This is a genomic window from Pseudorhodoplanes sp., from assembly GCF_035565795.1.
In the GTDB taxonomy this organism is placed as follows: domain Bacteria; phylum Pseudomonadota; class Alphaproteobacteria; order Rhizobiales; family Xanthobacteraceae; genus Pseudorhodoplanes.
The window spans coordinates 1-26,998 of sequence record NZ_DATMRV010000169.1 but is presented as its reverse complement, the minus strand read 5'-3'; the positions used below and the strand labels follow the sequence as shown (position 1 = coordinate 26,998).

Below are 26,998 nucleotides of genomic sequence, written 5' to 3'. Positions count from 1 at the left end.
TCTTGAACAGCTGGCCGATGAAGCCGTCCGGCGTCCAGTTCGCGAGTCCGATCTTGCCGCCGCGCTTGCAGACGCGGATCATCTCGGATGCCGCCCGATCCTGATCGGGGGTGAACATCACGCCGAAGGTCGAAACGACCGTGTCGAATGCTTCATCGGCAAACGGCAGGGCTTCGGCGTCAGCCTCCTTGAAGGTGATCGGCAGGTGCTCGGCAGCGGCGCGTTCGCGGCCGCGTTCGAGCAGAGCCGGCACGTAGTCGGTCGATGTCACATCGCACCAGCGTCGAGCGGCCGCGAGTGACACATTGCCGTTGCCGGCTGCGACATCGAGCACGGACTGGCCGCCGCGCAGATCGAGCGCTTCACACAGGTCTTCGCCGACGATTTGAAGCGTGGTGCCGACGATCGCATAGTCGCCGGATGTCCAGGCGGCTTGCTGGCGGGTCTTGATCGCGGTGAGGTCCGGTGCAGACGCGGGCTTCGTTGCAAGTGCTGCATTGGTCATGACGATTGCTCCCATTTTGATGTGGACTTCGAAGTTCATTGCTGCGCGTTCGTCTTGTTGAAGAACGTGTAGTCGGCGGAGTACGGGACGCTGAGGAACGCGCCTGCCTCATTGCAGATGCCCTCGGCCACGCCGCCTCTCGTATTGATCCGCTGGATGATCGAGACGTCGCTCAGGCGACCTTCGCCGCGTCGTGCCGAGACGCTGAGCTTGAGCCACGGAATGTCTTTGTCGCTGGCAGCCGGAGCTCGTGCGATCACCTTGCCTTGAACCGAGCTGCCGTCGACCAGCTCCCAGCTTGGCCCGGCGAAATGGCGGCCCACAGTCTTGCCGGCGATGAACAGCGTCGCGACCGGTTCGCGGAATTGCCAGGTCAACGTGCCGACCGCCGGATCGGCCTTGCACTCATAGACTTGTGATCCGACCGCATGGACGGTCGCGACCAGCGTGCCGCCCGGAACTGTGATGTCGTTCGGCGACTCGGCAGTCGCGGCTGCCAATGCCGCAAGCGAAATCACCGCAGCCGCGAAAACCGGACGTGTCTGCATGGGGTCGCTCCTTTCGTGCGGATCTGCGCTATAGTCCCGGAGGCCGTCTGGACTTTCCTCTGGCGTCCGCATGTCCGCCGCAGGCTCTCCGAAGCACTTCATGTGGTCAGGACTAGCGGCGCGGTATGGGGCCGAGCGTGGTAGGCAGCGTGGAAATGCCCGTGGAAACACACGAGCCGGGCGAATCCGGCTCGGCGATCGCAGTCCGGATGCTTGGGCCGCTGACAATCGGCCGTGGCGCCGCCGTGCTTAAGTTGCCTCCGTCGCAGAAAGTGCGGGCGCTGTTTGCCTATCTCGCGCTCGCGCACAATCCTGTAACCCGCAGCCAGTTGTGCGAGCTTCTCTGGGATGTTCCGAACGATCCGCGCGGCGAATTGCGGTGGTGTCTCAGCAAGATCAGGGGCGTTATCGACGATCGCGAAAAGCAACGGGTCATAACTGACGGCGACACGGTGAGGCTGGATCTGTCCGATTGCGTGGCGGATGTGGCGCTGGTCGCGCGCAGTGTTCAGGATGGACTGGGAGCGGAGCCGCCGGAGCGTTTGCGCACTCTCGCTAAGCATTTCCGCGGCGACTTCCTGGAAGACGTCGACATCGACCGCAGCCACGCGTTCAACAACTGGCTGACGGCACAGCGCCGGCGCTTCCGTGCATATCACACAGCGATCCTCGAGCATGCGGTACAGGCGATGCCGGAAGATGAGGCGGTGACGTATCTCGATCGCTGGCTGGAACTCGCGCCGTTCGATCAGCGCGTGCATGACATTCTTCTGAATTCGCTCGCGCGCCGCAATCGCATCCGGGAAGGCGAGGAGCATGTCATCGCGACGACGCGATTGTTCGAGGCCGAAGGGCTCGATGCGACGCCGATCCGGACCCTCTGGAAAGCAGCGCGCGCACAGGCCGAATCCGGGTCGGAGCGTCCGGTTGTCGCCGTGTCGGAACTGGCCGCGGATCAATCCGCCGGTCAGGATATTGCAGCGGTCGGGATGGGGCGCCGCGCATCAATTGCGGTCATGCCGTTTGCGGAAAGCGCTGTGGTTACCGGCTCGGGCGGCGCGCTCGCGCACGATGTGATCACGCGCCTTGCCAAATTGCGCAGTCTGTTCGTCATCGCGCAGGGAACGGTGTTTGTGCTGCACGAGCGGGGCATCGCGTCGAACGTTGCCGGCAGGATGCTGAACGTGGACTATGTCGTCAGCGGTTCGATGCAGCGCACGGACGACCGGATCACGGTTGCGGTCGAACTCGCGGAAACGCGAACGGCGCGGATCGTCTGGGCGGAAGTGTTCAGCCGCAAGCCGGACGATGCGTTTCTCGTCCTGGACGAGATCGGCAACAGGATCGTCGCGTCGATCGCCAGCGAAATCGAGACGATCGAACGCAACCGCGCGATCCTGCGCCCGCCGAACTCGCTCAATGCGTGGGAATCGTATCACCGCGGGCTCTGGCATATGTATCGCTTCAGCAAGGCTGACAACGAACGTGCGCGGCACTTCTTCGAGATGGCGATCCGCCTTGATCCGACCTTTTCGCGCGCGCATGCGGGGCTGTCGTTCACGCATTTCCAGAATGCGTTCCAGGGCTGGACCAGGCGCGGGCCGGAGATCGATCGTGCCTACGAAGCCGCAGGGCAGAGCCTGATGGCCGATGATCGCGACCCGGCAGCTCACTGGGCCATGGGGCGCGCGCTCTGGCTGCGCGGACAGCACGATCAGTCACTTGTCGAACTGGCGCAGTCGGTCGATCTCAGCCCGAATTTTGCGCTGGCGCACTACAATCTGGCGTTCGTGAATTCGACCGGAGGAGATTCGCAATCGGCGATCCAGTCATCCGACCGTTCGCGTGATCTCAGCCCGTTCGATCCGATGCTGTTCGGCATGTTCGGTGCGCGTGCGATGGCGCTGGTCCGGCTCGGCCAGTTCGACGAGGCGGCTGAGTGGGGTATCAAGGCGGCGTCGCGACCGAATGCGTTCGCGCACATCAAGGCGATCGCGGCCTATTCGCTCGCTCTGGCCGGCCGGCGCGACGAAGCGCGCGCCTATCTCGCCGACATTCACAAGCAGCTGCCCGGCTACGCGGTAAAGGATCTCATCGCCGCAATGCAGTTCGATGCGGCCGGAACCATCGTCTTTCGGACGGCGGAGAAGCAGCTGAAGAAGGAATGAGAGTTTGCCTCTCCCGGCGCGCGGGAGAGGCGATACGCCGTCAGTATTTAGCCGAGATCGGCAGGTCTTCCGCCGGGAACAGCGAGATCACGCGGCAGCCCTTGTCGGTGACGACGACCTCTTCCTCGATGCGCGCGCCGGAATAGCCGTCGGTCGCCGGGCAGTAGGTCTCGATCGCGAACACCATGCCTTCCTTGATCTCGGTCGGATGATCCATCGAGACGACGCGCGAGATGATCGGCCGCTCGTGCAGCGCAAGCCCGAGACCATGCGCGAATTGCAGGCCGAAGGCGCTCATCTCGTCCGGGAAGCCGAATTCGCCGGCTTTCGGGAAAGCTTCTGCAATGTGTGCTGTCGATGCGCCCGGCTTGATGCGGGCCATCGCATTGTCGAGCCACTCACGCGCCTTCTTGTAGGCATCGCGCTGGCTGTCGGTCGCACGCACCACGTTGAAGGTGCGGTAATAGCAGGTGCGGTAGCCCATGAAGCTCTGCAGGATGTCGAAGAACGCCTGGTCGCCGGGGCGGATGAGGCGGTCGGTGAAATTGTGCGGATGCGGATTGCAGCGTTCGCCGGAGATCGCGTTTACCGCCTCCACGTCGTCGGAGCCGTGGGTGTAGAGAAACTTGTTCACCTCGGCGACGATGTCGTTTTCGCGCACGCCGGGCCGCAGCTTCTCGTTGATCAGGTCGTAGGCGCCGTCAACCATCGCGGCCGCGCGATTGAGCAGCGCGATTTCGTCGATCGACTTTATCTCGCGCGCCTCCAGCATGACCTGCTGACCGTCCTTCACTTTCAGTCCGGTCTTCTCCAGTTCGAACATCATCGGCGGTTCGATGATATCGACGCCGAGCGGCATGTCGGCGACGCCATGTTCTCTCAGGATCGCGGCGATCTCGTTCGCATGCCGCTTCATCAGTCCGAATTCCGGATGCACCGTGCCGCGCAGGCCGACGAGGCCGGCCCTGCAATTCTCCGGCTTCAGCCACGGCGAATAGAGCTTGTGATGGACGGCGGCCGAACCGAAGTCCCAGATGATCGGGTCGGCCGAGTCGCGGGTCAGCAGCGCCCAGCGCGAAAGCTTGTCGCGCTCCCACTCGCCGATCTTGGTCGAGGTGAGATAACGAATGTTGTTGACGTCGAAGACCAGCAGGGCGCCGAGGTCGGAATTTTCCAGCGCCATGCGGGCGCGCGACAGGCGGTAGTTATGCAGGCGCCGGTAATCGACACGCTCCTCGAAATCGACGCCCATGATGCCCAGTGAGGGCAGGGCGCGGCCCCAGTTGTAGCGCGGGTTGATGTCTTCGGCGCTGACTTTGCGGAGCGACTGGTCCATGGGGTTCCTCAGTGTTGTTGGCGCTTTTGCGCGAGGTCTGGCATCCGTTGCGGCGGATTTGACATATTGTACACCGCAACACCTGCGAGGGGGAGGGGCAGCGCAATGCCAAAGCCATTGCTTTATCTGGAAGATTTTTCACCAGGACAGACTTTTGCCTCCGGGTCCGTGATCGTCGATGCCGACGCAATCAAGGCCTATGCCCGCCAGTTCGACCCGCAGCCGTTCCATCTCGATGAAGCGGCGGCTGCCGGCACCTTCTTCAAGGGGCTCGCTGCGAGCGGATGGCACACGGTCTCGATGACGATGCGGCTTCTGGTCGACGGCGGCTTGCCCATTGCGGGCGGCATCATCGGCGCGGGCGTCGACGAGATCCGCTGGCCGCGGCCGACCCGGCCGGGCGACACCCTGCGCCTCCACTCCGAAGTGCTCGAAGTGCGACCCTCGAAATCCCGACCGGATCAGGGGTTGATGAAAGTGCGCACCACGGTTCTCAACCAGAATGACGAACCGGTGCAGATCATGGTGTCGAACCTGGTGGTGCCGCGGCGGCCCGCCTGAGCGGGACGCCGGATAGTAGATTGTCCCGCCATCCGATCAGGGCTATGCGGACACAGGGCGAATATAGTGATGCCGGCCGCCGCGAATGTCAGATCAGGTAACCTCGTCTTTGCGTAACGGGATCAGCACCAAGGAATGGCTGGTCTTTGCGGTCGTGATGCTATTGATGGCGACCGTGCTGGTCGCCGATATCTTCACGACGCCAGATCACGTCACGATCTGTTTCATCTACGCGGCGATCATTTTCCTGTCGATCTTCAGTTTCTACCGTTCGGCCTATATCGCGGCCGCGGTCGCGACGCTGTTTTCCCTGCTGGGATCATTCATCAATCCTCCGGCGGAGACGCTGAGCATCGTCTTCTTTGCCAATCGCGCGATCGCCATCGCGGCCCAATGGGTCGTTGCCGTGCTCGTGACGACGCGAAAGGATGCCGAAGCCCTGATGTTGTCGGATCTTGAGGAGCAGACCGCGAGCGCCGAAACCAGCCGCCGATTTCTGGACGTGCTGACTCATGAAATAGGAACATCGCTGACAACCATCGACGGACAGGCCTTCCTCCTGCGGCGCCATCTGAATGAAAATGAGCAGGCTCGCGCCTCGAAGATTCGCAGTGCCGTTCGTCATATTCAGGCCATTGTGCAGCAGGTGCAGCTGGCGTCGGAAGTCGGTGAGCGCGTAACGGACATGCGCACCGGGGTGGTCGACCTGAGGCGACTGGTTGAAGATATTTTTGTCGATCTCGATACCAGCGGCATATCGCTCACGACCGACCTGTCCGGTTTGCCGGAAACGATCATGTGCGATCCCGATATGGTGAGGCAGATCGTCGGCAACGTGATGTCCAATGCGATCAAGTATTCGCCGCCCGGCGGCGAGGTGCAGGTGAAGGGCGAGAACCGCGACGGCTCGGCTGTGCTGACCATTGCTGACCGCGGACGCGGCATCGCGCCGGACGAGCGCGAACTGATCTTTGAGCCGTATTACCGGGCGCGCAACAGTCGCGGCGTGCACGGCGCCGGCATCGGTCTTTATGTTGCGCGAAAGTTCGTCGAGAATCATCGCGGAACGATCCGGATCGACGGTGCGCTGGATGCCGGAACCCGGGTGACGATCTCTCTGCCGGTATCCGGGCCGGGCGACGCAGGTGAAAAGGAAAGCGATGGCCCATCTCCTTTGCATTGAGGACGATCCTGATACCTGCGAATTGCTGGTCGAGGTTCTCACCGCTGAAGGCTTTGGCGTGTCGACCGTGCTCTCCGGCGAAGCCGGCCTGTCGGCGCTCGACAAGCGGCCCGATCTCGTGCTGTGCGACATCGATCTGCCCGATGTTTCCGGCTTCGAGATTCTGACGAAAATCCGTGCAGACAATCTGCTGCCGATCGGAGTTCCGTTCATCTTCCTGACGGCGTATTCGCAGCGCGCGCATCAGCTTCAGGCGCGGCAACTGGGCTGCGATGATTACGTCACCAAGCCGATCGATTTCGAGTTGCTGATTGCAATCATCCGCCATCGTCTCGCGTCCGCGACAGACAAGGGCACGGAGAAATCGGAGCTTCGTCTCACGGATCGGGAGGGACAGGTTCTGACCTGGGTCGCACGCGGAAAGTCGTCCTCCGACATCGCGACGATCCTCGGCATCAGTGAGCGAACCGTCAATTTCCACCTCGATAATGCGATGCGAAAGGCTGGCGTCGCCACCCGCGTCCAGGCGGCGGTCAAATGCGCCATGCTCGGCCTGATCGAGCCCTGAAGGCCCCCCTGTAAAGCTTCACAGGTATCCGCGAGATCGCGTCGGAGCCAGATTTGAGCCTTCTCTATCGAGAGGCTCGACCATGCAGTCCTCACTGCCCTTGATGTTCGCCTACACGGTGATCGCATTCGTGCTTCAGGCGCTTGCGATCGGCGTGATCATCGTGATCGAGCCGCTCTTGAACGGCTGGAGCGGCGTCGTCTTTATGGCGTCGTATCTTCTGACCTTCTGGCTGGCCTGGGTGATCGCAGTGCGCCTCACCGAACCGAAGCCCGCAAAAGCTCCCGACGCTCAAGCAACCCGCGCGTAAGCACCCCTCAGCGCGCATTCGGGACGCGGCGATGCACGGAGTGCAGCGCCGTGTTCCGGATTCAAGCAGCCGCGTTACGCCGCGGTTTTCTTGCCCCAGAGTCGCGCGGATGCGAGGTCCGCGCCTTCGCGCAGTGATTTCAGCTTCTTCCACACGACTGATCTCGCAACCCATTCGCGGCCGGCGAATGTGCCGAAGCCGCAATCCGTCGAGGCGATGACGCGCTCGCGGTCTCCCACGACCGCAACGGCTTCCGCAATCCGTCTCGCAACGACTTCGGGATGCTCGACGAAGTTCGACGTCGACTCGATCACGCCCGGAATCAGGATCAGATCCTTGGGCCAGTCGGCTTTCCTGACCGCATCATATTCGTGGGCGTGACGGGGATTGGCAAACTCGATCGTCAACGCGCCTGCCGTCGTCTTGTAGAGAATGGGCAGGATCGATGCGAGCGGTACGTCGTGCTCGTGCGGGCCTTCCCAATTGCCCCAGCAGACATGCAGCCGCCAGCGGTCGCGCGGAATGCCTTCAACGGCCTTGTTGATGGCGTGAAGATGCAGATCGCACATCGCCAGGAAGTCCGAGTCCGACAGATCCTGGAACAGCATCGTGCGTTCCATCGCGAGGTCCGGCGCATCGATCTGCAGGATCAGCCCGGCCTCATGGATCGCCCGGTATTCGTGGCGCAGCTCTCGCGCCAGCGCGTTCAGGTAATTCTCATGGCTGTCGTAATAGGCGTTCTGCAGGGTCGTCGCGACGATGCCGGGCGATGGCGCCGTCGCGAACTCCTCCAGGAACACGCCCCTGGGCGCGCAGCGGCGAAAACGTTCGATCTCGTCCTTGATCTGCGAAACGTCGTGATACTTCACCTCGGCCTGCGCCTGCGGTGCGTTTGAAATCTTGCCGCGACGCGGGAAGCGTCGCAGAAACTGCTCGATCAATTCCGGCGTTTCGGCGAAATCCCGGCCGACCTTGCGTTTTGACTCGCCTGCGAACCCGGACATGCGTTCCGGCACATAGGTCTGGAAGCCGACGCGCTGCTGCTCGCCATCGTTGCCGATGTCGATGCCGGCCTCCTTCTGCTTCGCCACCACCTCCCGCACGGCCTTGTCCATTTCGGACGAGATCAATGCCTTGTCGACCGCTTCGCCCGCCTCACGCCGGATCAGGAGGTCGGTGAGCGTCGCATTGCGCGGCAGGCTGCCGACATGCGTGGTCAGGATGCGGTCGCGGCTGGTCAGCATCAGCGGTTCTCCGAAGATCTCGACGAACAGGCTATGGCCCGTCCGCCTAGCATGGCCCGGATGCGCCGTAAAAACCGCCTGCAAAACAGAGGCATGTGGTGTATCGCCCTCCGGGAATTGACGGGCCAAACCCGGCATGCATTATAGTGCATGTTTGGAACGGATCGAATTCGGTCCACTCAATCAACAACAAGAAACCAGCAAGCGGGATGGAATATGGCTCAGGCTGCGACAGCGGCGTCGCTCGGACGCAACGATATGGCCGGGACGTCGAGGTCCCCCGACGTTCCGCGCGACTACAATTTTGCTGCCGACATCCTTGCGGCCAATCTCGCCGCGGGCCGGGCGAACAAGCCGGCTTTCATCGATATCAACGGTAGCTGGACCTACGGCCAGCTGGCGGATCGCGCGGCCCGCTTCGGTGCAATGCTGCGTGCCAAGGGCATCCGGCGCGAAGAACGCATCCTGATCTGTCTCACCGACACCATCGACTGGCCGACCGCCTTTCTGGGCGCATTGAAGGCGGGTGTTGTCGCGATCCCGGTCAACACGCTGATGACCGAGAGCGACTACGAATTCATGCTCACCGACAGCCGCGCGCGCATGCTGGTGGTGTCGGAGGTGCTCTATCCGAAATTCGCCGGCATCATCGCGAAAGCGCCCGATCTCGCGCATGTCGTGGTGTCCGGCGCAAATGCGCATGGTCACGATCACTTCGAACAATTGCTTCAGGCGTCGGAGCCTGAGGACTACACCGCGCCCACGACGCGCGACGACATCGCATTCTGGCTCTACACCTCCGGCTCGACCGGAAAACCGAAGGGTGCGGTGCATGTTCATGCCAGCCTGAAGCTGACCAACGATCTCTACGCGGTGCCGACCCTTGGCCTGCGCGAAGACGACGTTTGCTATTCGGTGGCCAAGCTGTTCTTCGCCTATGGTCTCGGCAATGCGATGACCTTTCCGATGTCTGCGGGCGCGACGACGGTGCTGCTCGCGGACCGGCCGACGCCGGATGGCGTGGCCGCGCTTCTGCGCAAGCACCCGGTCACCGTTTTCTATGGCGTGCCGACTTTCTATGCGGCGTTTCTGGCGAGCGAGGGCATGCCGTCGCGAAGCGATCTGAAGCTGCGCCGCTGCGTTTCCGCCGGCGAAGCGCTGCCGGCGGAAGTCGGCAAGCGCTGGAGCGAGAAATACGGCTGCGAAATCCTCGACGGCATCGGCTCTACGGAGATGCTGCATATCTTCCTGTCGAATGCGCCCGGCGCCACGAAATACGGCACCACCGGCAAGCCTGTGCCGGGCTACAGCCTGATGCTCATCGACGAGAGCGGACAGCCGGTAAAGCCGGGCGAGATGGGCGAACTCATCATCAACGGTCCGACTGCCGCTGTGATGTACTGGAACAACCGCGCGCAGTCGCGCCGCACCTTCATGGGCGAATGGACGCGCTCGGGCGACAAGTACATGCAGGACGAGGACGGCTATTACGTCTATTGCGGGCGCAACGACGACATGTTGAAGGTCTCCGGCCTGTATGTCTCGCCGTTCGAGGTTGAAGGCGCGCTGCAGACCCATCCGGATGTGCTGGAATGCGCAGTTGTCGCCTGGCTCGATGGCGACGGCCTGATCAAGCCGAAAGCGTTCATCGTCCTGAAAGACCAGAGCAAGGCGTGCGACGCGCTGGCGCGCGCGCTTCAGGATCACGTCAAGGCGATGCTCGCGCCGTTCAAATATCCGCGCTGGATCGAGTTTCGCGCCGATCTGCCGAAGACCGCGACCGGCAAGATCCAGCGGTTCAGGCTGCGCGCGGAAGCGCCAGGAGGCTGACTGCAATCCGGGCGCGCGCGTCGATTATTTAACCGCAGCGGTATGTCGCGCGGCCGCAGGGCTTCCGGTATCCGGGACGGTTCAATAGTATGGCCGCAAGTGGGCGGCCCAAAAGTCAACGGAGGAACTAAAGTATGAGAAAATCACTGATGGCAGCAGGCGCGGTGCTCGCGCTCGCTGCGGGGCCTGCCCTGGCCCAGCAGGACAAGCCGATCAAGATCGGATTCGTCTCGACTTTCTCGGGCCCGACGGCGGTGATCGGCAACGACATGCGCAACGCGTTCGAGCTGGCGCTCGACCACCTGGGCCGCAAGATGGGCGGCCGCCCGGTCGAAGTGATCTACGAAGACGATATGCAGAAGCCGGACATCGGCAAGCAGAAGACCGAGAAGCTGCTGCAATCTGACAAGGTCGATTTCATCGCCGGCTATATCTGGTCGAACGTGCTGCTGGCCTCGCTGAAGCCGGTCATCGACTCACAGACCTTCCTGATCAGCGCCAATGCCGGTCCCTCGCAGATCGCCGGTGAACTCTGCTCGCCGTTCTTCTTCTCGACGTCGTGGCAGAATGACCAGACGCCGCAGGCTGTCGGCGAATACATGAACCAGAAGGGTGTGAAGTCGGTTTATCTGATCGGCCCGAACTACGCCGCCGGCAAGGACATGCTGTCCGGCCTCGCCTCGACCTTCAAGGGCAAGGTGCTCGGTCAGGACCTGACCAAGTGGCCGGATCAGCTCGACTTCTCCGCGGAATTGTCGAAGGCCCGCGCGGCCAATCCGGAAGCGGTGTTCGTGTTCTATCCGGGCGCCTCGGGCGTGCAATTCCTGACGCAATACGCGCAGGCCGGTCTGAAGGACAAGATCCCGCTCTACACTGCCTTCACCGTCGACGAGCTTTCCCTGCCGCTTCAGAAGGAGCTGGCGCTCGGCGTGCCGGGTGCGCAGCAATGGGTGCACGATCTGCCGAACGAGGCGAACAAGAAGTTCGTCGCGGACTACCGCAAGAAATACCCCGGCCTCCGTCCGACCTATTATGGCGCGCAGGCCTATGACGCGGCCCAGCTGATCAACAGCGCGGTTGTCGCGGTGAAGGGTGACTTGACCAAGAAGGACGCGATGCGCGACGAGATGCGCAAGGTGAACTTCAACTCGGTGCGTGGCTCGTACAAGTACGGCAACAACCACATTCCGATCCAGAACTTCTATCTGCAGGACGTGGTGAAGGGCGAGGACAAGGACTTCGCGCTCTCGCTCAAGACCGTTGCCACCATCGTGAAGGACAGCCAGGACCGCTTCCACGGCAAGTGCCCGATGAAGTGGTAATGTGAACGCGGGGCCGGGCAGCGGGGAATTCCCGCCGCCCGGTCCTTTTTTATCGCGCGGTGCGGCATCGATATCCGGTACGCTGCCCCGTTGACACTACGCCGCGAGGGGCGGCAATTCGGGCGATGCTTCTCTTTATCGAACAGACCTTGAACGGCCTGCAATTCGGCCTGCTGCTGTTTCTCCTGGCGGCGGGACTGACGCTTGTGTTCGGGATCATGGATCTCGTGAATCTCGCGCACGGCTCGCTCTACATGATCGGGGCGTATTTCGCCGCAACCTTTGCGGCGCTGACCGGCAGCTTCGTCTTTGCCGTGATGCTCGCGCTTGTTGCCACGCTGATCGTCGGCATGGCGGTCGAGGTGATAGCGCTGCGCAGATTATATGGCCGAGATCATCTCGATCACGTGCTCGGCACGTTCGGCCTGCTGCTATTCTTCAACGAATTCGTGCGGCTGGTCTGGGGGCCGGCGGGTCTCAGCCTGCCGCTACCGTCCTGGCTGAACACCAGCTTCCCGATCTTTCCGGGCGTCTATTATCCGACCTACCGCCTGATGATCATCGTGGTGGCGCTCGCAGTCGCCGCGCTGCTGTATCTCGTCGTGATGCGCACGCGCGTCGGCATGCTGATCCGCGCCGGCGCGTCCAATCGCGAAATGATCGGTGCGCTCGGCATCAACATCAAGCTGCTCTACACCTTCGTCTTCGGCCTGGGTGCGGCACTTGCCGGTCTCGCCGGCATGATGCAGGCGCCCATCCTCACCGTGCAGATCGGCATGGGCGAGAATATCCTGATCCTCGCCTTCGTCGTCATCATCATCGGCGGCATCGGCTCGATCCGTGGCGCGTTCGTCGCGTCCATTCTCGTCGGCCTGATCGATACCGTCGGCCGCGCGTTCCTACCGGATGTGCTGAAGCTGTTCCTGTCTAACGCTGCGGCGTCGACCGCCGGTCCCGCGCTGTCGTCGATGCTGATCTATCTTGTGATGGCTGTGATCCTGGTCTGGCGGCCGGAAGGTCTTTTCCCGGCGGCGAGCAAATGAAGGCATTGACTGTTCGCAATATCGTCGTCGGCGCGCTGCTCCTGTTCCTCGCGCTGGTCCCGGTCTATTCGCAGATGACCGGCAATCTGTTCCTGATGACGCTGTTCACACGCATCGTCATCCTCGCCATCGCCGCCGTCAGCCTCAATCTCATCATGGGCTTCGGCGGCATGGTGAGCTTCGGACATGCCGCCTATCTTGGAATCGCCGGTTATGCGGTGGGCATCCTCGCGCATGAGGGCGTCAATTCCGGCTTCGTCCAGTGGCCGGTGGCGCTGCTCGCCTGCGCGCTGTTTGCGCTGGTGACCGGTGCGCTGTCGCTGCGGACGCGCGGCGTCTATTTCATCATGATCACGCTCGCCTTCGCGCAGATGATCTACTATGTCGGCGTCAGCCTCGACCGCTACGGCGCCGACGACGGCCTCACGATCTATCGGCGCAGCGATTTTGGCGGATGGATCAACCTTTCAAACAAGACCGTCTTCTACTACGTGTGCTTCGGCTTCCTGATGCTCACCTGCTACCTGGTGTGGCGCATCGTGAATTCGCGCTTCGGAATGGTCATCCGGGGCGCGCGGTCGAACCTGCGGCGCATGCGCGCGATCGGGTTCCCGTGTTTCCGATACCAGCTCACCTGTTTCGTGATCGCGGGCGTGCTGTGCGGCCTGTCGGGGATCCTGCTCGCGAACCACACCGACTTCGTCAGTCCGGCGGTGATGCACTGGACGCGGTCGGGCGACCTGATTGTGATGGCCGTGCTCGGCGGCATGGGCTCTGTGCTCGGACCGGTGATGGGCGCCGTCGCGCTTCTGGTTCTGGAAGAATGGTTGCCGCACGCCATTTCCGTGGTTGGCCAGTTCGTGACCGGCAAGCCGGTCGTGGCGGCCAAGGAATACTGGGCCTTGATCCTTGGGCCGATGTTGCTGCTGGTGGTGCTGTTCGCGCGCGGCGGCATCGACGGACTGCTGGAGAAGATTCGCCGTGGCTGAGACGCTGCTTGCAGTCAACGGTATCACCAAGCGCTTTGGCGGCGTGCTGGCCTCCGACGGCATCATGCTGTCGGTGCCCGCAGGTGAGCTTCACGCCATCATCGGGCCGAACGGGGCTGGAAAGACCACGCTGATCGGTCAGTTGACCGGCGAGATCACGCCGAATTCCGGCACCGTTGTGTTCGGCGGAGAGGACATCACGGCGCTTCCCGTGCATGCGCGCTCGATGAAGGGTCTCGCGCGCTCGTTCCAGATCACCTCGCTATTCCCGGATTTCACCGCGCTCGACAACGTCGCGCTGGCGGTCCAGGCCCATGCCGGGCACTCGTTCCATTTCTGGCGTGCGGCGCGCACGGAAGACGAGTTGCGTGCGCCTGCGCGCGCCGCGCTCGAGCGCGTCGGCCTCTCGCATCGCGCGAATACGCTGATATCAAGCATCAGCCATGGCGAACATCGCCAGCTCGAAATCGCGATGGCGTTGGCGACCAACCCGCGCATGCTTCTGCTCGACGAGCCAATGGCGGGGATGGGTCCGGAAGAATCCGCGCGCATGGTCAAGCTACTTCTCGAATTGAAAAAGCAATACACGATCCTTCTGATCGAGCATGACATGGAAGCGGTATTCACGCTGGCGGACCGCATCTCGGTGCTGGTCTATGGCCGCGTGATTGCGACCGGGCTTCCCGATGAGATCCGCGCCAACCCCGACGTTCGCCAGGCCTATCTCGGCGAGCAGGAAGCGGTGGTGGTCAATGGCTGAAACCCTGCTCGAGATCGATCGCGTCGAAACGGCCTATGGCCGCAGCCAGGTGCTGTTCGGCCTGTCGCTCGCCATTGCCGCCGGCGAAATGGTCACGCTGATGGGCCGCAATGGAATGGGCAAGACTACGACGGTGCGCTCGATCATGGGCCTGACCCCGGCCCGCGCCGGGACCATCCGGTTTGGCGGCAAGGAGATCCGCGGGCTGCCGTCGTATCGCGTGGCGAAGCTCGGCGTCGGTCTTGTCCCGGAAGGACGCCAGATCTTCCCGAACCTGACCGTGCGGGAAAACCTCATTGCCACAGCGGCCAATACATCCGGCTCGTCCAATCCCTGGACCTATGAGAAGGTGATCGAGCTGTTCCCGCGCCTTGCGGAGCGCGCCGGCCAGATGGGCAATCTGCTGTCGGGCGGCGAGCAGCAGATGCTCGCGGTCGGACGCGCGCTGATGACCAATCCGCGTCTGCTCATTCTCGATGAAGCGACCGAGGGACTCGCGCCGCTGATCCGCGAGGAAATCTGGCAATGCCTCACGCGGTTGAAGCAGGCCGGCCAGTCGATACTCGTGATCGACAAGAATGTCGCCGCTTTGATCGCGATCGCCGATCGCCATTACATGATCGAGCGTGGCCGCACGGTGTGGAGCGGAACTTCGAAAGAGCTTGGCGCCGCGCCGGATATCCAGCACCGGTATCTCGGGGTTTGATCGCGAGCGCGCGCCCCTACAGGATCTCCAGCACCCTGTCGGCGGGCCGGCACAGCCGCGCGCCTTTCGGCGTCTCGACGATCGGCCGGTTGATCAGGATTGGATGCGCCATCATGAAGTCGATCAGTTCGTCATCGGTCCACTTGGGATCGGCAAGCCCAAGTTCGGCGTAGGGCGTACCCCTCTCGCGCAGCAACTGACGCGGCGTCATGTTCATCTTGCGCAGCAACGCGACGAGCCGGTCGCGGCTCGGCGGCGTCTTGAGATACTCGATCACCGTCGGCTCAACGCCGCGTTCGCGGATCATCGCGAGCGTGTTGCGTGAGGTTCCGCAGGCCGGGTTGTGGTAGATGGTGACGGTCAAGGAAGTCCTCCGGATCGCCAGGTTCGGAAGTTCCCGGCATTGGCATTCAGGGCGCAGTGAGTAGCGCCCGGGGGCCCGCGGAAGAAGGATTTTTCCGGCAGGGAACCCGTTGCGCCTCGCCCAGCATGCACTATTGTGCATGCTGACGTAGCTCCGGTGATCTCTTGTCCCAAACCCAGGAAACACGCGGCGAGAAGTCTGCTCCCAAGCCGAGCAACCAGACTTCTACGAGCATGGCCTTCACCGAAGAGGTCGGCCGGCTGGTGCGCCGTGGCCGGGCCCGGCGGGGTATTACGCGGCGTCAACTGGCCAGCGATTCCGGCATCTCCGAGCGTTATCTCGCGCAGATCGAAGGCGGTTACGGCAACCCGTCGCTGACGGTTCTGAAGGCTGTCGCCGATGCGCTGGAAAGCCCGATCACGTACCTTCTGCCGCTCGACGATCGCCACGAACGGCTCAATCGCATCATCGATCTGGTCAACCGCCTTGCGCCGTCGGAATGGCCCGCGCTTGAAGAACTGATCGAACATCGCATCGTGCAGAGCGCAAATTCCGAACGCGCACATCGCATTGCGCTCGTCGGTTTGCGCGGTGCAGGCAAGTCGACGCTCGGCAGGATCCTCGCCGAGCGGCTCGGCTATCATTTCGTCGAACTCAATCGCGTTGTCGAACAGGAATACGGCGCAAACATCTCGATGCTGATCGAGATGTCTGGTGTGTCGACCTTCCGTCGTTACGAGCGCGCCTCGCTTGAGAAGGTGATTGGCAGTCACGACAAGGTCGTGATCGCGACGGCGGGCGGCATCGTGTCGTCGCCCGAGACCTATGCGCTTCTGTTGCGAGGCGCGCATACGGTGTGGGTCAAGGCGCAGCCGCAGGAGCACATGAGCCGCGTGATGGCGCAGGGTGACCTGCGTCCGATGTCGGAGAACCGCGAGGCGATGTCTGATCTCGTCGCGATCCTGGAGGCGCGCTCGCAGGATTATGCGCAGGCTGAGGCGCAACTCGACACGTCGGGTCTGACGGTTGAGCAGAGCGCTGACAGGCTGTTTCGCCTAGTGCAGGAGTGGATCAAATGAACGGGCTGGCCGATCAAGGGATGCTCGAGTTAGGCCCGGAAACACTGGAATATCGCATGATCGGGCCGCGGCCCGGCGACGCGCCAACGCTTGTCCTTCTGCATGAGGGGCTGGGTTGCGTCGGGATGTGGAACGATTTTCCGGACAAGCTCGCCGCGGCGACCGGCTGCGGCGTGTTTGTCTATTCGCGCGCGGGATACGGCAAGTCGAGCCCGGTGAAACTGCCGCGTCCGATCAGCTACATGCATGACGAGGCTAGGGAGAGTCTGCCCCGCTTGCTGGAACGAATAGGCTTTCAGCGCGGCGTGCTGGTCGGCCACAGCGATGGTGCGTCGATCGCGGCGATCTATGCCGGAAGCCATCAGGACCATCGCGTGCGCGGGCTTGTGCTAATGGCGCCGCATTTCATCGTGGAGGACGTCAGCATCAAGTCGATCGCGGAAGCGCGCGAGGCGTATAACAACGGCGACCTGCGCGCGCGACTTGCGAAGTGGCATCCGAATGTCGATGTCGCCTTCCGCGGCTGGAACGATGTGTGGCTGAACAACGATTTCCGGCAATGGGATATCTCGGAGGAGCTAGCCTATATCCGCGTGCCGATCCTTATCGTACAGGGCGAGGACGATCAGTACGGCACGATCCGGCAGATCGAGATCGCGCAGGAAGAATGCTATTGCCCGGTCGATGTCGCGTTGCTGCCGGGCGTGAAGCATAACCCCGCGCGTGAGGCGCCGGAGGTCACGCTACGCACCGTTTCGGAATTCGTCGACCGTATCCTGCGCCGGCACGAGCAGGCCGCATTCGCGGCCTGAGCGGGGCCTGGCGGTGCGGGCTCCGAACGCCCGCCGCTGATTCTGCCGGCGGGTCCGGGGTTGGAACGGCACCAAGTTTCCGCTGGACTCTCGGTCGACATGCACTATAGTGCATGTCATCAAAACAACCGAAAAGCCGGGGTCCAGGGATGGCTGAAAATGCCCGTAAGCTTGCTAACGGCTTGACTCGTATAGGTTTTGAGACTGATCCGTCCCGTTACAGGCACTGGAAGCTGTCGATCGATGGTCACGTCGCTACCCTCGCGATGGACGTCGATGAGAACGGCGGCTTGTTCGAGGGCTACCAGCTCAAGCTGAATTCCTACGACCTCGGTGTCGACATCGAACTCGCGGACGCGCTGCAGCGGCTGCGCTTCGAGCATCCCGAGGTGAAGGTCATCCTGCTGCGTTCGGGCAAGCCGCGCGTGTTCTGCGCCGGCGCGAACATCCGGATGTTGGCGGGGTCGACGCATGCAGACAAAGTGAACTTCTGCAAGTTCACCAACGAGACCCGCAACGGCATCGAGGATTCGAGCGAGAATTCCGGCCAGAAGACCATCTGCGTCGTGACCGGATCCTGTGCCGGCGGCGGTTATGAACTCGCGCTGGCCGCCGATCATATCATGCTCGTCGACGACGGTTCGTCCGCAGTGTCGCTGCCCGAATTGCCTTTGCTTGCAGTGCTTCCGGGCACCGGCGGTCTGACGCGCGTCACCGACAAGAGGAAAGTGCGGCGCGATCATGCCGACGTGTTCTGCACCACCGAAGAGGGGGTGAAGGGCAAGCGCGCGGTCGACTGGCGTCTGGTCGATGAAGTGGTTGCTGCGCCGAAGCTCGAGGAGATCGTCAGCAAGCGAGCGAAGGAATTTGCGGCCAGGTCTGACAGACCGTCTGGCGTGAGCGGCGTTGTTCTGAGCCCCCTGAAGAAAACCTGGTCCGGCGACACCTGCGAATACCAGTCTGTGATGGTTGCGATCGACCGGCGCGCGCGGATCGCCACGATCACGCTGCGCGGTCCCGATCTTCCGCCGCCGGCAAGCCTCAACGACATGCAGACGCTCGGCGCGGAATTCTGGCCGCTACGGCTTGCTCGCGAGCTGGACGACGCAATCCTCGACATCCGGACGAACGAAGGCGACATCGCCGTCATTGTGTTCAAATCCGAAGGCGATCCGGAGCAGGTCCTCGCCTTTGACGCCTTCCTCGCCGCCAACCAGTCGAACTGGCTGGCGCGTGAGATCCGCCTTTACTGGAAGCGCGTGCTGAAGCGCGTCGACCTGACCTCGCGCTCCCTCGTTGCGGTCATCGAGCCGGGCTCCTGCTTTGCCGGCACGCTCGCGGAAATCGCCTTTGCCTGCGACCGCTCATACATGCTGATCGGCCAGCTCAATGGCGGCAATCGTCCGCCGGCTGCGATCGCCTTAAGTGAAGCGAATTTCGGCGCGTATCCGATGCCGAATGGCATCAGCCGTCTCGAGAGCCGCTTCCTTGAGGACAAGGCCTCGCTCGACAGGGCGAAAGCGAAGATCGGCGAGATGCTGGACGCGGAGGAGGCCGAGAAGCTCGGCCTTGTGACCTTCGCCTATGACGAGATCGACTGGGACGACGAGATCCGCATTTTCCTGGAAGAGCGCGCGAGCTTCTCGCCGGACGGACTCACCGGTCTCGAAGCAAACCTTCGCTTCGGCGGTCCCGAGACGATGGAATCGAAAATCTTCGCGCGCCTCACCGCGTGGCAGAACTGGATCTTCCAGCGTCCGAATGCAGTCGGCGAAGAAGGCGCGCTGCGCCGCTACGGCACCGGCCAGAAGGCCGTGTTCGATACGCGGCGGGTGTGAGTTCGTTTCTTGAACCCTCCCTTGGAAGGGGAGGGTCGGCGCGCAGCGCCGGGGAGGGGTCAAGTTTTTGACGTCCTCCAAGACCCCCACCCGGCGAGCTTCGCTCGTCGACCTCCCCCCTTTTAGGGGAGGTAAAGAAGATAGAGGAGCGACCCATGAATTACGTGAATGTCGATTACTCCACGCAGATCCCGAACAATGTCGGCCTCACCGAAGACGGGCGCGTGCTCAAGGCGCTGGAGACCTGGCATCCGGGCTATCTGAGCTGGTGGAAGGACATGGGACCAGAGGGGTTCCAGGAATCGCTCGTCTATCTGCGCACCGCCGTGTCGGTCGATCCGAAGGGTTGGGCCAAGTTCGATTACGTGCGCATGCCGGAATATCGGTGGGGCGTGCTCCTCGCTCCGGCGGAAGAAGGCCGCAAGGTGAATTTCGGCCAGCATCTCGGCGAGCCGGCCTGGCAGGAAGTGCCCGGCGAACATCGCGCATTGCTGCGCCGCCTGATCGTGATCCAGGGCGATACCGAGCCGGCGTCGGTCGAGCAGCAGCGCCATCTCGGCAAGACAGCGCCCTCGCTCTACGACATGCGCAACCTGTTCCAGGTCAACGTGGAAGAAGGCCGCCATCTCTGGGCGATGGTCTATCTCCTGCACAAGTATTTCGGCCGCGACGGCCGCGAAGAAGCCGATGATTTGCTGCGCCGCCGCTCCGGCTCGGAAGAGGCGCCGCGCATGCTCGGCGCCTTCAACGAGGCGACGCCGGACTGGCTGTCGTTCTTCATGTTCACGTTCTTCACGGACCGTGACGGCAAGATGCAGCTCGAAAGCCTTGCGCAGTCTGGCTTCGATCCGCTGTCGCGCACCTGCCGCTTCATGCTGACGGAAGAAGCTCATCACATGTTCGTCGGCGAGACCGGCATCTCGCGCACGGTGCAGCGCACCTGCGAGGCGATGAAGGAAGCCGGTATCGAGGACCCGAACGAGATCGAGAAAGTCCGCAAGCTGGGCGTGATCGACCTGCCGACCATCCAGAAGAAGCTGAACCTGCATTATTCGCTGTCGCTCGACCTGTTCGGCTCCGAAGTCTCGACCAATGCCGCGAACGCCTACAACAACGGCATCAAGGGCCGCTATCAGGAGACCCGCATCCAGGACGATCACCGCCTGACCAACGACACCTATCCGGTGCTCAAGCTCGTGGATGGAGAGATCAAGCTCGTGGACGAGCCGGCGCTGACCGCGCTCAACATGCGCCTGCGTGACGACTACACGGCCGACTGCGCCAAGGGCGTGGAGCGCTGGAACAAGGTGATCGAGAAGGCCGGCGTGAACTTCCGGCTCGAATTGCCGCACGTGGCGTTCCATCGCCAGGTCGGCGAGTTCAAGAACACGCATGCGTCGCCGACCGGTATCGTCCTGACCGATGCAGACTGGGCGAAGATGCGCGATCAGTGGCTGCCGTCGAAGGCCGATGGCGACTTCATTGAAGCGCTGATGAAGCCGGTGTCCGAGCCGGGGAAGTTCGCCGGCTGGATTTCGCCGCCGAAGGTCGGCATCGACAACAAGCCGGGCGACTTCGAATACGTGAAGATCGCGGCGTAGCTTTCGCCGCAGCTTCTGTCTCCGTCATCCTGGGGTGCGAGCAAAGCGAGCCTCGAAGGATGGCGGGCCACATATGGGCCGTCGCCCTTCGAGGCCCGCGCTATGCGCGGGCACCTCAGGGTGACGGATCAGGGCTTCGCCATGGACGCAACAACCGCCCCATCCGCGCAAAAGCAGCATCTCATCGATCCCGAGATCTGCATTCGCTGCAATACCTGTGAGGAGACCTGTCCGGTCGACGCGATCACGCATGACGACAACAACTATGTCGTCGATGCGGAGAAGTGCAATTTCTGCCTGGACTGCATCTCGCCGTGTCCGACCGGCTCGATCGACAACTGGCGCATCGTCGCGACGCCATATTCGATCGAGGACCAGTTCGGATGGGAGGAATTGCCCGCGCAGGAAGAGCTCGCCGGCACGGGCGAAGGCGGCGAGGCCGAGGATGACGAAGCGGCGAGGCTCATCGCCGAGGCGCATGCCGGAAGCGGCGGAAAGAGCGTGGCCCCCGCGTCCGCCAGCAAGCCGACGATCAACCTCTACAATCGCAGCCGGCCGGCGATCGCGACCGTTACCGGAAACTTCCGGCTGACCGACCCGGCTGCGGACAACGATGTGCGCCACATCATCCTGGATTTTGGCGACGTGACATTCCCGGTGCTCGAAGGCCAGAGCATCGGCATCATCCCCCCGGGGACCGATGCCAGCGGCAAGCCGCATGTGATCCGGCTTTATTCGGTCGCGAGTTCGCGCGACGGCGAACGGCCCAAGCACAACAACCTCGCGCTCACGGTGAAGCGGGAGGCGCAGGGGCTGTGCTCGAACTATCTTTGCGACCTGAAGAAGGGCGACAAGGTGCAGGTGACCGGCCCGTTCGGCGCGACATTCCTGATGCCGGACGATCCATCGGCCAACATCATCATGATCTGCACGGGAACGGGATCCGCGCCGTTCCGGGGCTTCACGGAGCGCAGGCGGCGCACCATGCGCGACGCGCCGGGCCGGATGATGATCTATTTCGGTGCGCGCCGTCCGGAGGAATTGCCGTATTTCGGTCCGCTGCAGAAAGTGCCGGACGGGCTGTTGCGCAAGCACTTCGCCTATTCGCGCGTGCCGAACGAGCCGAAGACCTATGTGCAGGATCGCATGCGTGCGACCGCGAACGAAGTGTCGGTTTTTCTCAAGCATGAAAAGACGCACGTCTACATCTGCGGCCTGAAGGGCATGGAGGCCGGCGTCGACGAGGCGATGGCCGATATCTGCCGCGGCTCCGGCATGGACTGGGCGCAACTGCGCGCAGCGATGCGTACGCAAGGCCGCTATCACGTCGAGACGTATTAGGCGCGGCCGCACGCGTCGCCCTGCCTGTAATCCGCTCATTCCCGCGAAGGCGGGAATCCAGCTTCCTGATTTTGGCTCCCCGCCTTCGCGGGGCCGAGCGGGCTGTTGATCCGAACCGGACAATGACGGCCGCGATCCGGCCTGCTACGCTCCCTGGTCAATGACATGGCGGCAAGCCATGCGCCGGCGAAAAAAGCCGGGACTTTGAGGAAACCAGGGAAGACATACATGATGATCCGGTCCGTTCGGCGTGCGTCGCTTGCAGTCGCGTGCGCAGCGTCCTTGTTGGCAACGCCATCCTTCGCTCAGGAGTGGCCCACCAAGCCGATCACGGCTGTGGTTCCTCTCGGCGCAGGCAGTGCGAGCGACATCATCGCGCGCGTCGTGATGGATCAGGTCAGCAGGCAGGTGGGGCAGCCGGTTGTGGTGGAAAATCGACCCGGAGCCGGCGGCACCATCGGCGCCAATGCGGTCGCGAAAGCGGCGCCGGACGGTTACACGATCCTCGCCTATGGCGCGCTGAACACGGCGCATGCGATGCACGCGAAGCTGCCTTACGACACGTTCAAGGACTTCATCCCGGTGATCTCGCTCGGGCAGCAGCCGCTGGTCATCGTCACGTCGCCCGGCAAGGGCTACAAGACGCTGAAGGACATGATCGCAGCCGGGAAGGCGAAGCCGGGCGCGTTGAATTATTCGACGGTGGGTCCGGGCTCGGCGTCACATTTCGGCGCTGCGCGGCTGATGATGGCCGGCGGATTCGATGCTCAGCATCTTCCGTTCAAGGGTGCGGCCGAAGCCGTGACCGACGTGGTTGCCGACCGTTCGGATTTCAGCGTGCAGCTCACAGCCACAACGTTGCCGCTGATCAAGGACGGCAAGCTGGTGCCGCTCGCAGTCAGCGCGCACAAGCGCATTCCGTCGCTGCCGGATACGCCGACCACGATCGAGCTCGGGCTGCCGCCTGAATCCGTCTATCCGTTCTATACGGGGATCTATGTGCCCGCGAATACGCCGCCCGCAATCGTGGACCGGTGGCATCGCGAGATCGCGAAGGCGCTGGAAGCGCCCGAGGTCAAGACGCGCTTCGCCCAGCTTGGCGTGCAACCGATGCCCGGCAGTCAGGCCGAATTTGCCAGGTTCTTCCATGACGACGTGAGCTCGACCGTTGCGCTGGCGAAGGCGGCGAAGGTCCAGCCGCAATAACGAGCCTCTTCACCTCTCTGAGCGCTTGCGGGGAGAGGTCGACTTGCGAGCGCAGCGCGCGATGCAAGCCAAATAAAAATGGCCGGGCGTTGGCCCGGCCATTTTTATGGCTCAACGATAAAGCGCCGTTCGGATCACTCCGCCGCGACGCGAACCGGCGCGGAATGCGCGGTGATCAGATAATCCATCGCGACCTGCACGCCGCCCTTCTTGTGCGGAACGCCGGCGAGCGACAGCGCCATTTCGGTCGCGGCCAGCGCGCCGATGATGGTGGCGTCGTTGGTGTCGCCGAGATGGCCGATGCGGAAATACTTCCCGGCATAGGGACCGAAGCTCGCGCCGTAGGAAATATTGAAGTGCTCGAGCGCCAGCGTGCGGAACGCGTCGGCGTTATGACCCTCCGGCAACAGGATCGCGGTCACCGTCGACGAATAGTATTTCGGATCGCGGCACAGGATCTCGAGGCCCCAATGCGTCACTGCGCGGCGCACGGCTTCAGCCAGCCGGTCGTGGCGTGCGAACACGTTGTCGAGGCCTTCCTCGTGCAGCATCGCGATGCCTTCGACGAGGCCGCTCAGCATCAGCGTGGCCGGCGTATACGGGAAGAAGCCGACCTTGTTCATGTTGATCATGTCTTCCCAGTCGAAGAACGACTTGGGCAGCTTCGATGTCTTGTAGGCTTCCAGCGCCTTCGGGCTGACCGCATTGAACGACATGCCGGGCGGCATCATCAGGCCCTTCTGCGCGCCGCCGACGGCGACGTCGACGCCCCATTCATCGTGCCGGTAGTCGGTCGAGGCGAGCGAGGAGATGGTGTCGACCATGAATAGGGCCGGATGGCCTGCGGCGTCGATCGCCTTGCGGATGGCCGGGATCGGAGACGAGCAGCCGGTGGAGGTCTCATTGTGAACAACGCAGACCGCCTTGATCTCCTTGTTGGTGTCCTTGCGAAGATGGGCCTCGATCAGGGCCGGATCGGTGCCGGTGCGCCAGTCGGTCTGGATGAACTCGGCCTTGAGACCGAACTTCTCCGCCATCTTCTTCCAGAGCGTCGCGAACTGGCCGGTTTCGACCATCAGGACCCGGTCGCCGGGCGACAGGGTGTTGACCAGCGCGCCTTCCCAGGCGCCGGTGCCGGTCGCGGTATAGATGATGACCGGGTTGGCGGTCTTGAAGATGGTCTTGATGCCCTCAAGCGCGGTCTTGGCCATCTTCGCGAATTCAGGGCCGCGGTGGTCGATGACCGGGCGGTCGATTGCCCGCAGGACGCGGTCCGGCACCGGGGTCGGCCCGGGGATCTGCAGGAAATGGCGCCCGGCGGGGCGCGAGGAATTCTGGGCCATCGTGAAAAATCTCCAGGATAATCAAAGCCTTGCCCTGAAGGGCAAATGGCCGCCCCAGCGGCCAAAACTTGCGGGGATGAACACCGAATGCGAAGGTCCGGTCAAGCCCAAACGCGGCATGGCCTGATAGGCAAGGTGTATCGACGGCCTGGTTTCAGGCCCGGTATGCAGGCCTGCCGACGGTAAGAATGGGCGCCCGGAGGACTGACGTTTTGGCTGATATTTTGCGGCCGGTGCTGGAGCGGCGGCTGAAATCCGACATCCGCGGCGACGTCCGCTTCGATCGCTTCACCCGCGGACGCTATGCCACCGACGCGTCCCACTACCAGATCATGCCGCTTGGCGTCGTTGCTCCGCGCACGATGGAGGATGCCGCACGCGCGATCGAGATCGCGCGCGAGGAAGGCGTTTCGGTGCTGCCGCGCGGCGGCGGTACCTCGCAATGCGGGCAGACGGTCAATGCGTCGCTGGTGATCGACTGCTCGAAATATCTCAATCGCATTCTTGAGCTCGATGCCGAGAACAGGCGCTGCGTGGTCGAGCCGGGCATCGTGCTTGACGATCTCAATCGTGCGTTGAAGCCGCATGGCCTGTGGTTCCCCGTCGATATCTCGACGGCGTCGCGCGCCACCATCGGCGGCATGACGGGGAACAATTCATGTGGCGCGCGCTCGCTGCGTTACGGCAATACGCGCGAGAACGTCATCTCCGTGAATGCGCTCCTCGCCGATGGCCGATCCGCCACGTTCGGTCCTGCGTCGCCGAGCCTTACGGAGTTTGCGGCGACGCCGCAGATGCATGCGCTTGCCTCCGATCTGCTCGCGCTCGGTGCGCGGGAAGCCGATGAGATCAAGGCGCGCTTCCCGAAGGTGCAGCGCCGTGTCGGCGGTTACAATCTCGACGCGCTCCTGCCCGGACGCAACGACCTGAACCTCGCGCATATCCTGATCGGATCGGAAGGCACGCTCGGCTTCACCACACAGGTCGAACTGAAGCTCGCGCCATTGCTCGGCCGGCGCGCCGTCGGCGCATGCCACTTCGGGCGCTTCTATGACGCGATGGATGCCGCGCAGCATATCGTCCGGCTGAAGCCGATCGGCGTCGAACTGATCGACCGCACGATGATCGAACTGGCGCGCGAGATCGCAATCTTCCGTCCGACGCTCGATCAATTCGTGCGTGGCGAGCCGGATGCGATTCTTCTGGTCGAGTTCGGCGAGGAGGATCAGGACGAGAATCTGCGCAGGCTCAAGCAGCTCGGCGAATTGATGGGCGATCTCGGTTACGCCTGGAAGAACGATGGCGCGAAGAAGGGCGGCGTGGTCGAGATCCTCGATCCTGCGCTGCAGGCCGCGATCACCGAGGTGCGAACCTCGGGCCTCAACATCATGATGTCGATGAAGGAGGAGGGGAAACCGGTTTCCTTCGTCGAGGATTGCGCGGTGCCGCTCGAGCATCTCGCCGAATACACTTCAAGGCTCACCGCGGTGTTCGAGAAGCACGGCACGCGCGGCACCTGGTACGCGCATGCCGGCGCGGGATGTCTGCATGTGCGTCCCGTGCTTAATCTGCGGCTTGAGAAGGACGTCAAGGCAATGCGCGCAATTGCCGAAGACGCGTTCGCGATGGTGCGCGAATACAAGGGCTCGCATTCCGGCGAACACGGCGACGGCATCGTGCGTTCGGAGTTTCACGAATTCATGTTCGGCGAGCGTCTGGTGCGCGCCTTCGAGGAGGTGAAGACGCGGTTCGATCCGGCGGGGCTTTTCAATCCCGGCAAGATCGTGCACGCGCCGAAGTTCGATGATCGCACGAACTTCCGCTTCAAGCCCGACTATCGCGGCGAGGACATCGCAACAAAACTCGACTGGTCTGCGTGGCCGGGCTCGGGCGGCGGTTTCCAGGGCGCGGTCGAGATGTGCAACAACAACGGCGCCTGCCGGAAGATCGAAGGCGGCGTGATGTGTCCGAGCTATCGCGTGACACGCGATGAACGTGATGTGACGCGCGGGCGCGCCAATTCGCTGCGTCTTGCCGTGACCGGCCAGCTCGGACCGGATGCGCTGACATCCGACGACATGCTGGAGACGATGAAGCTGTGCGTCTCCTGCAAGGCGTGCCGGCGCGAATGCCCGACCGGCGTCGACATGGCGCGCATGAAGATCGAGGTGCTGGCTGCGCGCGCAGCGCGCTTCGGCTTTTCACTGCGCGACCGGCTGATCGGCTGGCTGCCGCGCTATGCGCCTTATGCGGCCAGACTGCCGTGGCTGATGAATGCCCGCAACGTCCTGCCCGGCGCCGCGTGGCTGTCGGAGCAGGTGGCAGGGCTGTCGGCGCGGCG

24 protein-coding genes are annotated in these 26,998 nt (G+C 62.9%); 18 read left to right on the top strand and 6 right to left on the bottom strand.

The window, feature by feature from the left end; genetic code table 11:
* Window positions 1-505 (bottom strand): class I SAM-dependent methyltransferase (locus VNZ93_RS15395; RefSeq protein ID WP_325706778.1); only part of this gene is annotated, 505 nt, incomplete at its 3' end.
* A gap of 35 nt (window positions 506-540) precedes the next feature.
* Window positions 541-1,053 (bottom strand): DUF3455 domain-containing protein, encoded by a 513-nt coding sequence (locus VNZ93_RS15390; RefSeq protein WP_325706776.1) that lies wholly within the window; start codon window positions 1,051-1,053, stop codon window positions 541-543.
* Between the two features lie 155 nt (window positions 1,054-1,208).
* Here VNZ93_RS15390 and VNZ93_RS15385 point away from each other — a divergent pair, with 155 nt between their 5' ends.
* Window positions 1,209-3,221: a BTAD domain-containing putative transcriptional regulator gene (locus VNZ93_RS15385; RefSeq protein WP_325706773.1), complete on the top strand. Its 2,013-nt coding sequence runs from the start codon at window positions 1,209-1,211 to the stop codon at window positions 3,219-3,221.
* 40 nt (window positions 3,222-3,261) lie between these two features.
* Here the strand turns inward: VNZ93_RS15385 and VNZ93_RS15380 are convergent, their stop codons facing one another.
* Complete coding sequence (locus tag VNZ93_RS15380) at window positions 3,262-4,557, bottom strand: Xaa-Pro peptidase family protein (protein WP_325706771.1); 1,296 nt, start codon at window positions 4,555-4,557, stop codon at window positions 3,262-3,264.
* Between the two features lie 105 nt (window positions 4,558-4,662).
* Between VNZ93_RS15380 and VNZ93_RS15375 the strand changes: the two genes are divergently transcribed.
* From VNZ93_RS15375 to VNZ93_RS15360, 4 genes are all read left to right on the top strand, one after another.
* Complete coding sequence (locus VNZ93_RS15375; RefSeq protein ID WP_325706769.1) at window positions 4,663-5,118, top strand: MaoC family dehydratase; 456 nt, start codon at window positions 4,663-4,665, stop codon at window positions 5,116-5,118.
* An 85-nt stretch (window positions 5,119-5,203) separates the two neighbouring features.
* Complete coding sequence (locus VNZ93_RS15370; RefSeq protein WP_325706766.1) at window positions 5,204-6,301, top strand: HAMP domain-containing sensor histidine kinase; 1,098 nt, start codon at window positions 5,204-5,206, stop codon at window positions 6,299-6,301.
* On the top strand, window positions 6,279-6,869 hold the full coding sequence (locus tag VNZ93_RS15365; RefSeq protein WP_325706763.1) for a response regulator transcription factor: 591 nt from the start codon (window positions 6,279-6,281) through the stop codon (window positions 6,867-6,869). The genes VNZ93_RS15370 and VNZ93_RS15365 overlap by 23 nt, the downstream gene beginning before the upstream one ends.
* Before the next feature lie 82 nt (window positions 6,870-6,951).
* Complete coding sequence (locus tag VNZ93_RS15360; protein ID WP_325706761.1) at window positions 6,952-7,179, top strand: hypothetical protein; 228 nt, start codon at window positions 6,952-6,954, stop codon at window positions 7,177-7,179.
* Window positions 7,180-7,253: 74 nt separating this feature from the next.
* Here VNZ93_RS15360 and VNZ93_RS15355 read toward each other — a convergent pair whose 3' ends face one another.
* On the bottom strand, window positions 7,254-8,423 hold the full coding sequence (locus VNZ93_RS15355; protein ID WP_325706757.1) for a cobalamin-independent methionine synthase II family protein: 1,170 nt from the start codon (window positions 8,421-8,423) through the stop codon (window positions 7,254-7,256).
* 258 nt (window positions 8,424-8,681) lie between these two features.
* Here VNZ93_RS15355 and VNZ93_RS15350 point away from each other — a divergent pair, with 258 nt between their 5' ends.
* The 6 genes from VNZ93_RS15350 (at window position 8,682) to VNZ93_RS15325 (ending at window position 15,073) form a co-directional block, all read left to right on the top strand.
* Window positions 8,682-10,253, top strand: coding sequence for a benzoate-CoA ligase family protein (locus tag VNZ93_RS15350; protein WP_414710087.1), 1,572 nt, complete (start codon window positions 8,682-8,684; stop codon window positions 10,251-10,253).
* Between the two features lie 134 nt (window positions 10,254-10,387).
* Window positions 10,388-11,575 carry an ABC transporter substrate-binding protein gene (locus VNZ93_RS15345; RefSeq protein WP_325706752.1) on the top strand — a complete coding sequence of 396 codons (1,188 nt, stop codon included), beginning with the start codon at window positions 10,388-10,390 and terminating at the stop codon, window positions 11,573-11,575.
* Window positions 11,576-11,700: 125 nt separating this feature from the next.
* A complete protein-coding gene (locus tag VNZ93_RS15340) occupies window positions 11,701-12,618 on the top strand; it encodes a branched-chain amino acid ABC transporter permease (protein ID WP_325706749.1) in 918 nt (305 codons plus the stop codon).
* Complete coding sequence (locus tag VNZ93_RS15335) at window positions 12,615-13,607, top strand: branched-chain amino acid ABC transporter permease (protein WP_325706746.1); 993 nt, start codon at window positions 12,615-12,617, stop codon at window positions 13,605-13,607. The genes VNZ93_RS15340 and VNZ93_RS15335 overlap by 4 nt, the downstream gene beginning before the upstream one ends.
* Window positions 13,600-14,367, top strand: coding sequence for an ABC transporter ATP-binding protein (locus VNZ93_RS15330; RefSeq protein ID WP_325706743.1), 768 nt, complete (start codon window positions 13,600-13,602; stop codon window positions 14,365-14,367). The genes VNZ93_RS15335 and VNZ93_RS15330 overlap by 8 nt, the downstream gene beginning before the upstream one ends.
* On the top strand, window positions 14,360-15,073 hold the full coding sequence (locus VNZ93_RS15325) for an ABC transporter ATP-binding protein (RefSeq protein WP_325706740.1): 714 nt from the start codon (window positions 14,360-14,362) through the stop codon (window positions 15,071-15,073). Before VNZ93_RS15330 ends, VNZ93_RS15325 begins: the two co-directional genes overlap by 8 nt.
* Before the next feature lie 16 nt (window positions 15,074-15,089).
* Here the strand turns inward: VNZ93_RS15325 and arsC are convergent, their stop codons facing one another.
* Window positions 15,090-15,437 carry an arsenate reductase (glutaredoxin) gene (gene arsC, locus VNZ93_RS15320; RefSeq protein WP_325706737.1) on the bottom strand — a complete coding sequence of 116 codons (348 nt, stop codon included), beginning with the start codon at window positions 15,435-15,437 and terminating at the stop codon, window positions 15,090-15,092.
* 164 nt (window positions 15,438-15,601) lie between these two features.
* Here arsC and VNZ93_RS15315 point away from each other — a divergent pair, with 164 nt between their 5' ends.
* The 6 genes from VNZ93_RS15315 (at window position 15,602) to VNZ93_RS15290 (ending at window position 23,314) form a co-directional block, all read left to right on the top strand.
* Complete coding sequence (locus tag VNZ93_RS15315) at window positions 15,602-16,516, top strand: helix-turn-helix transcriptional regulator (RefSeq protein WP_325706734.1); 915 nt, start codon at window positions 15,602-15,604, stop codon at window positions 16,514-16,516.
* Complete coding sequence (locus tag VNZ93_RS15310) at window positions 16,513-17,328, top strand: alpha/beta hydrolase (protein ID WP_325706731.1); 816 nt, start codon at window positions 16,513-16,515, stop codon at window positions 17,326-17,328. Before VNZ93_RS15315 ends, VNZ93_RS15310 begins: the two co-directional genes overlap by 4 nt.
* A gap of 149 nt (window positions 17,329-17,477) precedes the next feature.
* Window positions 17,478-19,166: a 2,3-epoxybenzoyl-CoA dihydrolase gene (gene boxC / locus VNZ93_RS15305; protein WP_325706728.1), complete on the top strand. Its 1,689-nt coding sequence runs from the start codon at window positions 17,478-17,480 to the stop codon at window positions 19,164-19,166.
* Window positions 19,167-19,321: 155 nt separating this feature from the next.
* A complete protein-coding gene (gene boxB / locus VNZ93_RS15300; RefSeq protein ID WP_325706725.1) occupies window positions 19,322-20,767 on the top strand; it encodes a benzoyl-CoA 2,3-epoxidase subunit BoxB in 1,446 nt (481 codons plus the stop codon).
* Window positions 20,768-20,908: 141 nt separating this feature from the next.
* Window positions 20,909-22,108, top strand: a complete 1,200-nt coding sequence (boxA, locus tag VNZ93_RS15295; protein WP_325706722.1) for a benzoyl-CoA 2,3-epoxidase subunit BoxA — start codon at window positions 20,909-20,911, stop codon at window positions 22,106-22,108.
* Window positions 22,109-22,336: 228 nt separating this feature from the next.
* A complete protein-coding gene (locus VNZ93_RS15290) occupies window positions 22,337-23,314 on the top strand; it encodes a tripartite tricarboxylate transporter substrate binding protein (protein WP_325706719.1) in 978 nt (325 codons plus the stop codon).
* Between the two features lie 134 nt (window positions 23,315-23,448).
* Here VNZ93_RS15290 and VNZ93_RS15285 read toward each other — a convergent pair whose 3' ends face one another.
* Complete coding sequence (locus VNZ93_RS15285; protein WP_325706716.1) at window positions 23,449-24,657, bottom strand: pyridoxal-phosphate-dependent aminotransferase family protein; 1,209 nt, start codon at window positions 24,655-24,657, stop codon at window positions 23,449-23,451.
* 188 nt (window positions 24,658-24,845) lie between these two features.
* Here VNZ93_RS15285 and VNZ93_RS15280 point away from each other — a divergent pair.
* Window positions 24,846-26,998, top strand: a 2,153-nt coding sequence (locus VNZ93_RS15280) for an FAD-binding and (Fe-S)-binding domain-containing protein (RefSeq protein WP_325706712.1), incomplete at its 3' end; no start/stop codon positions are given.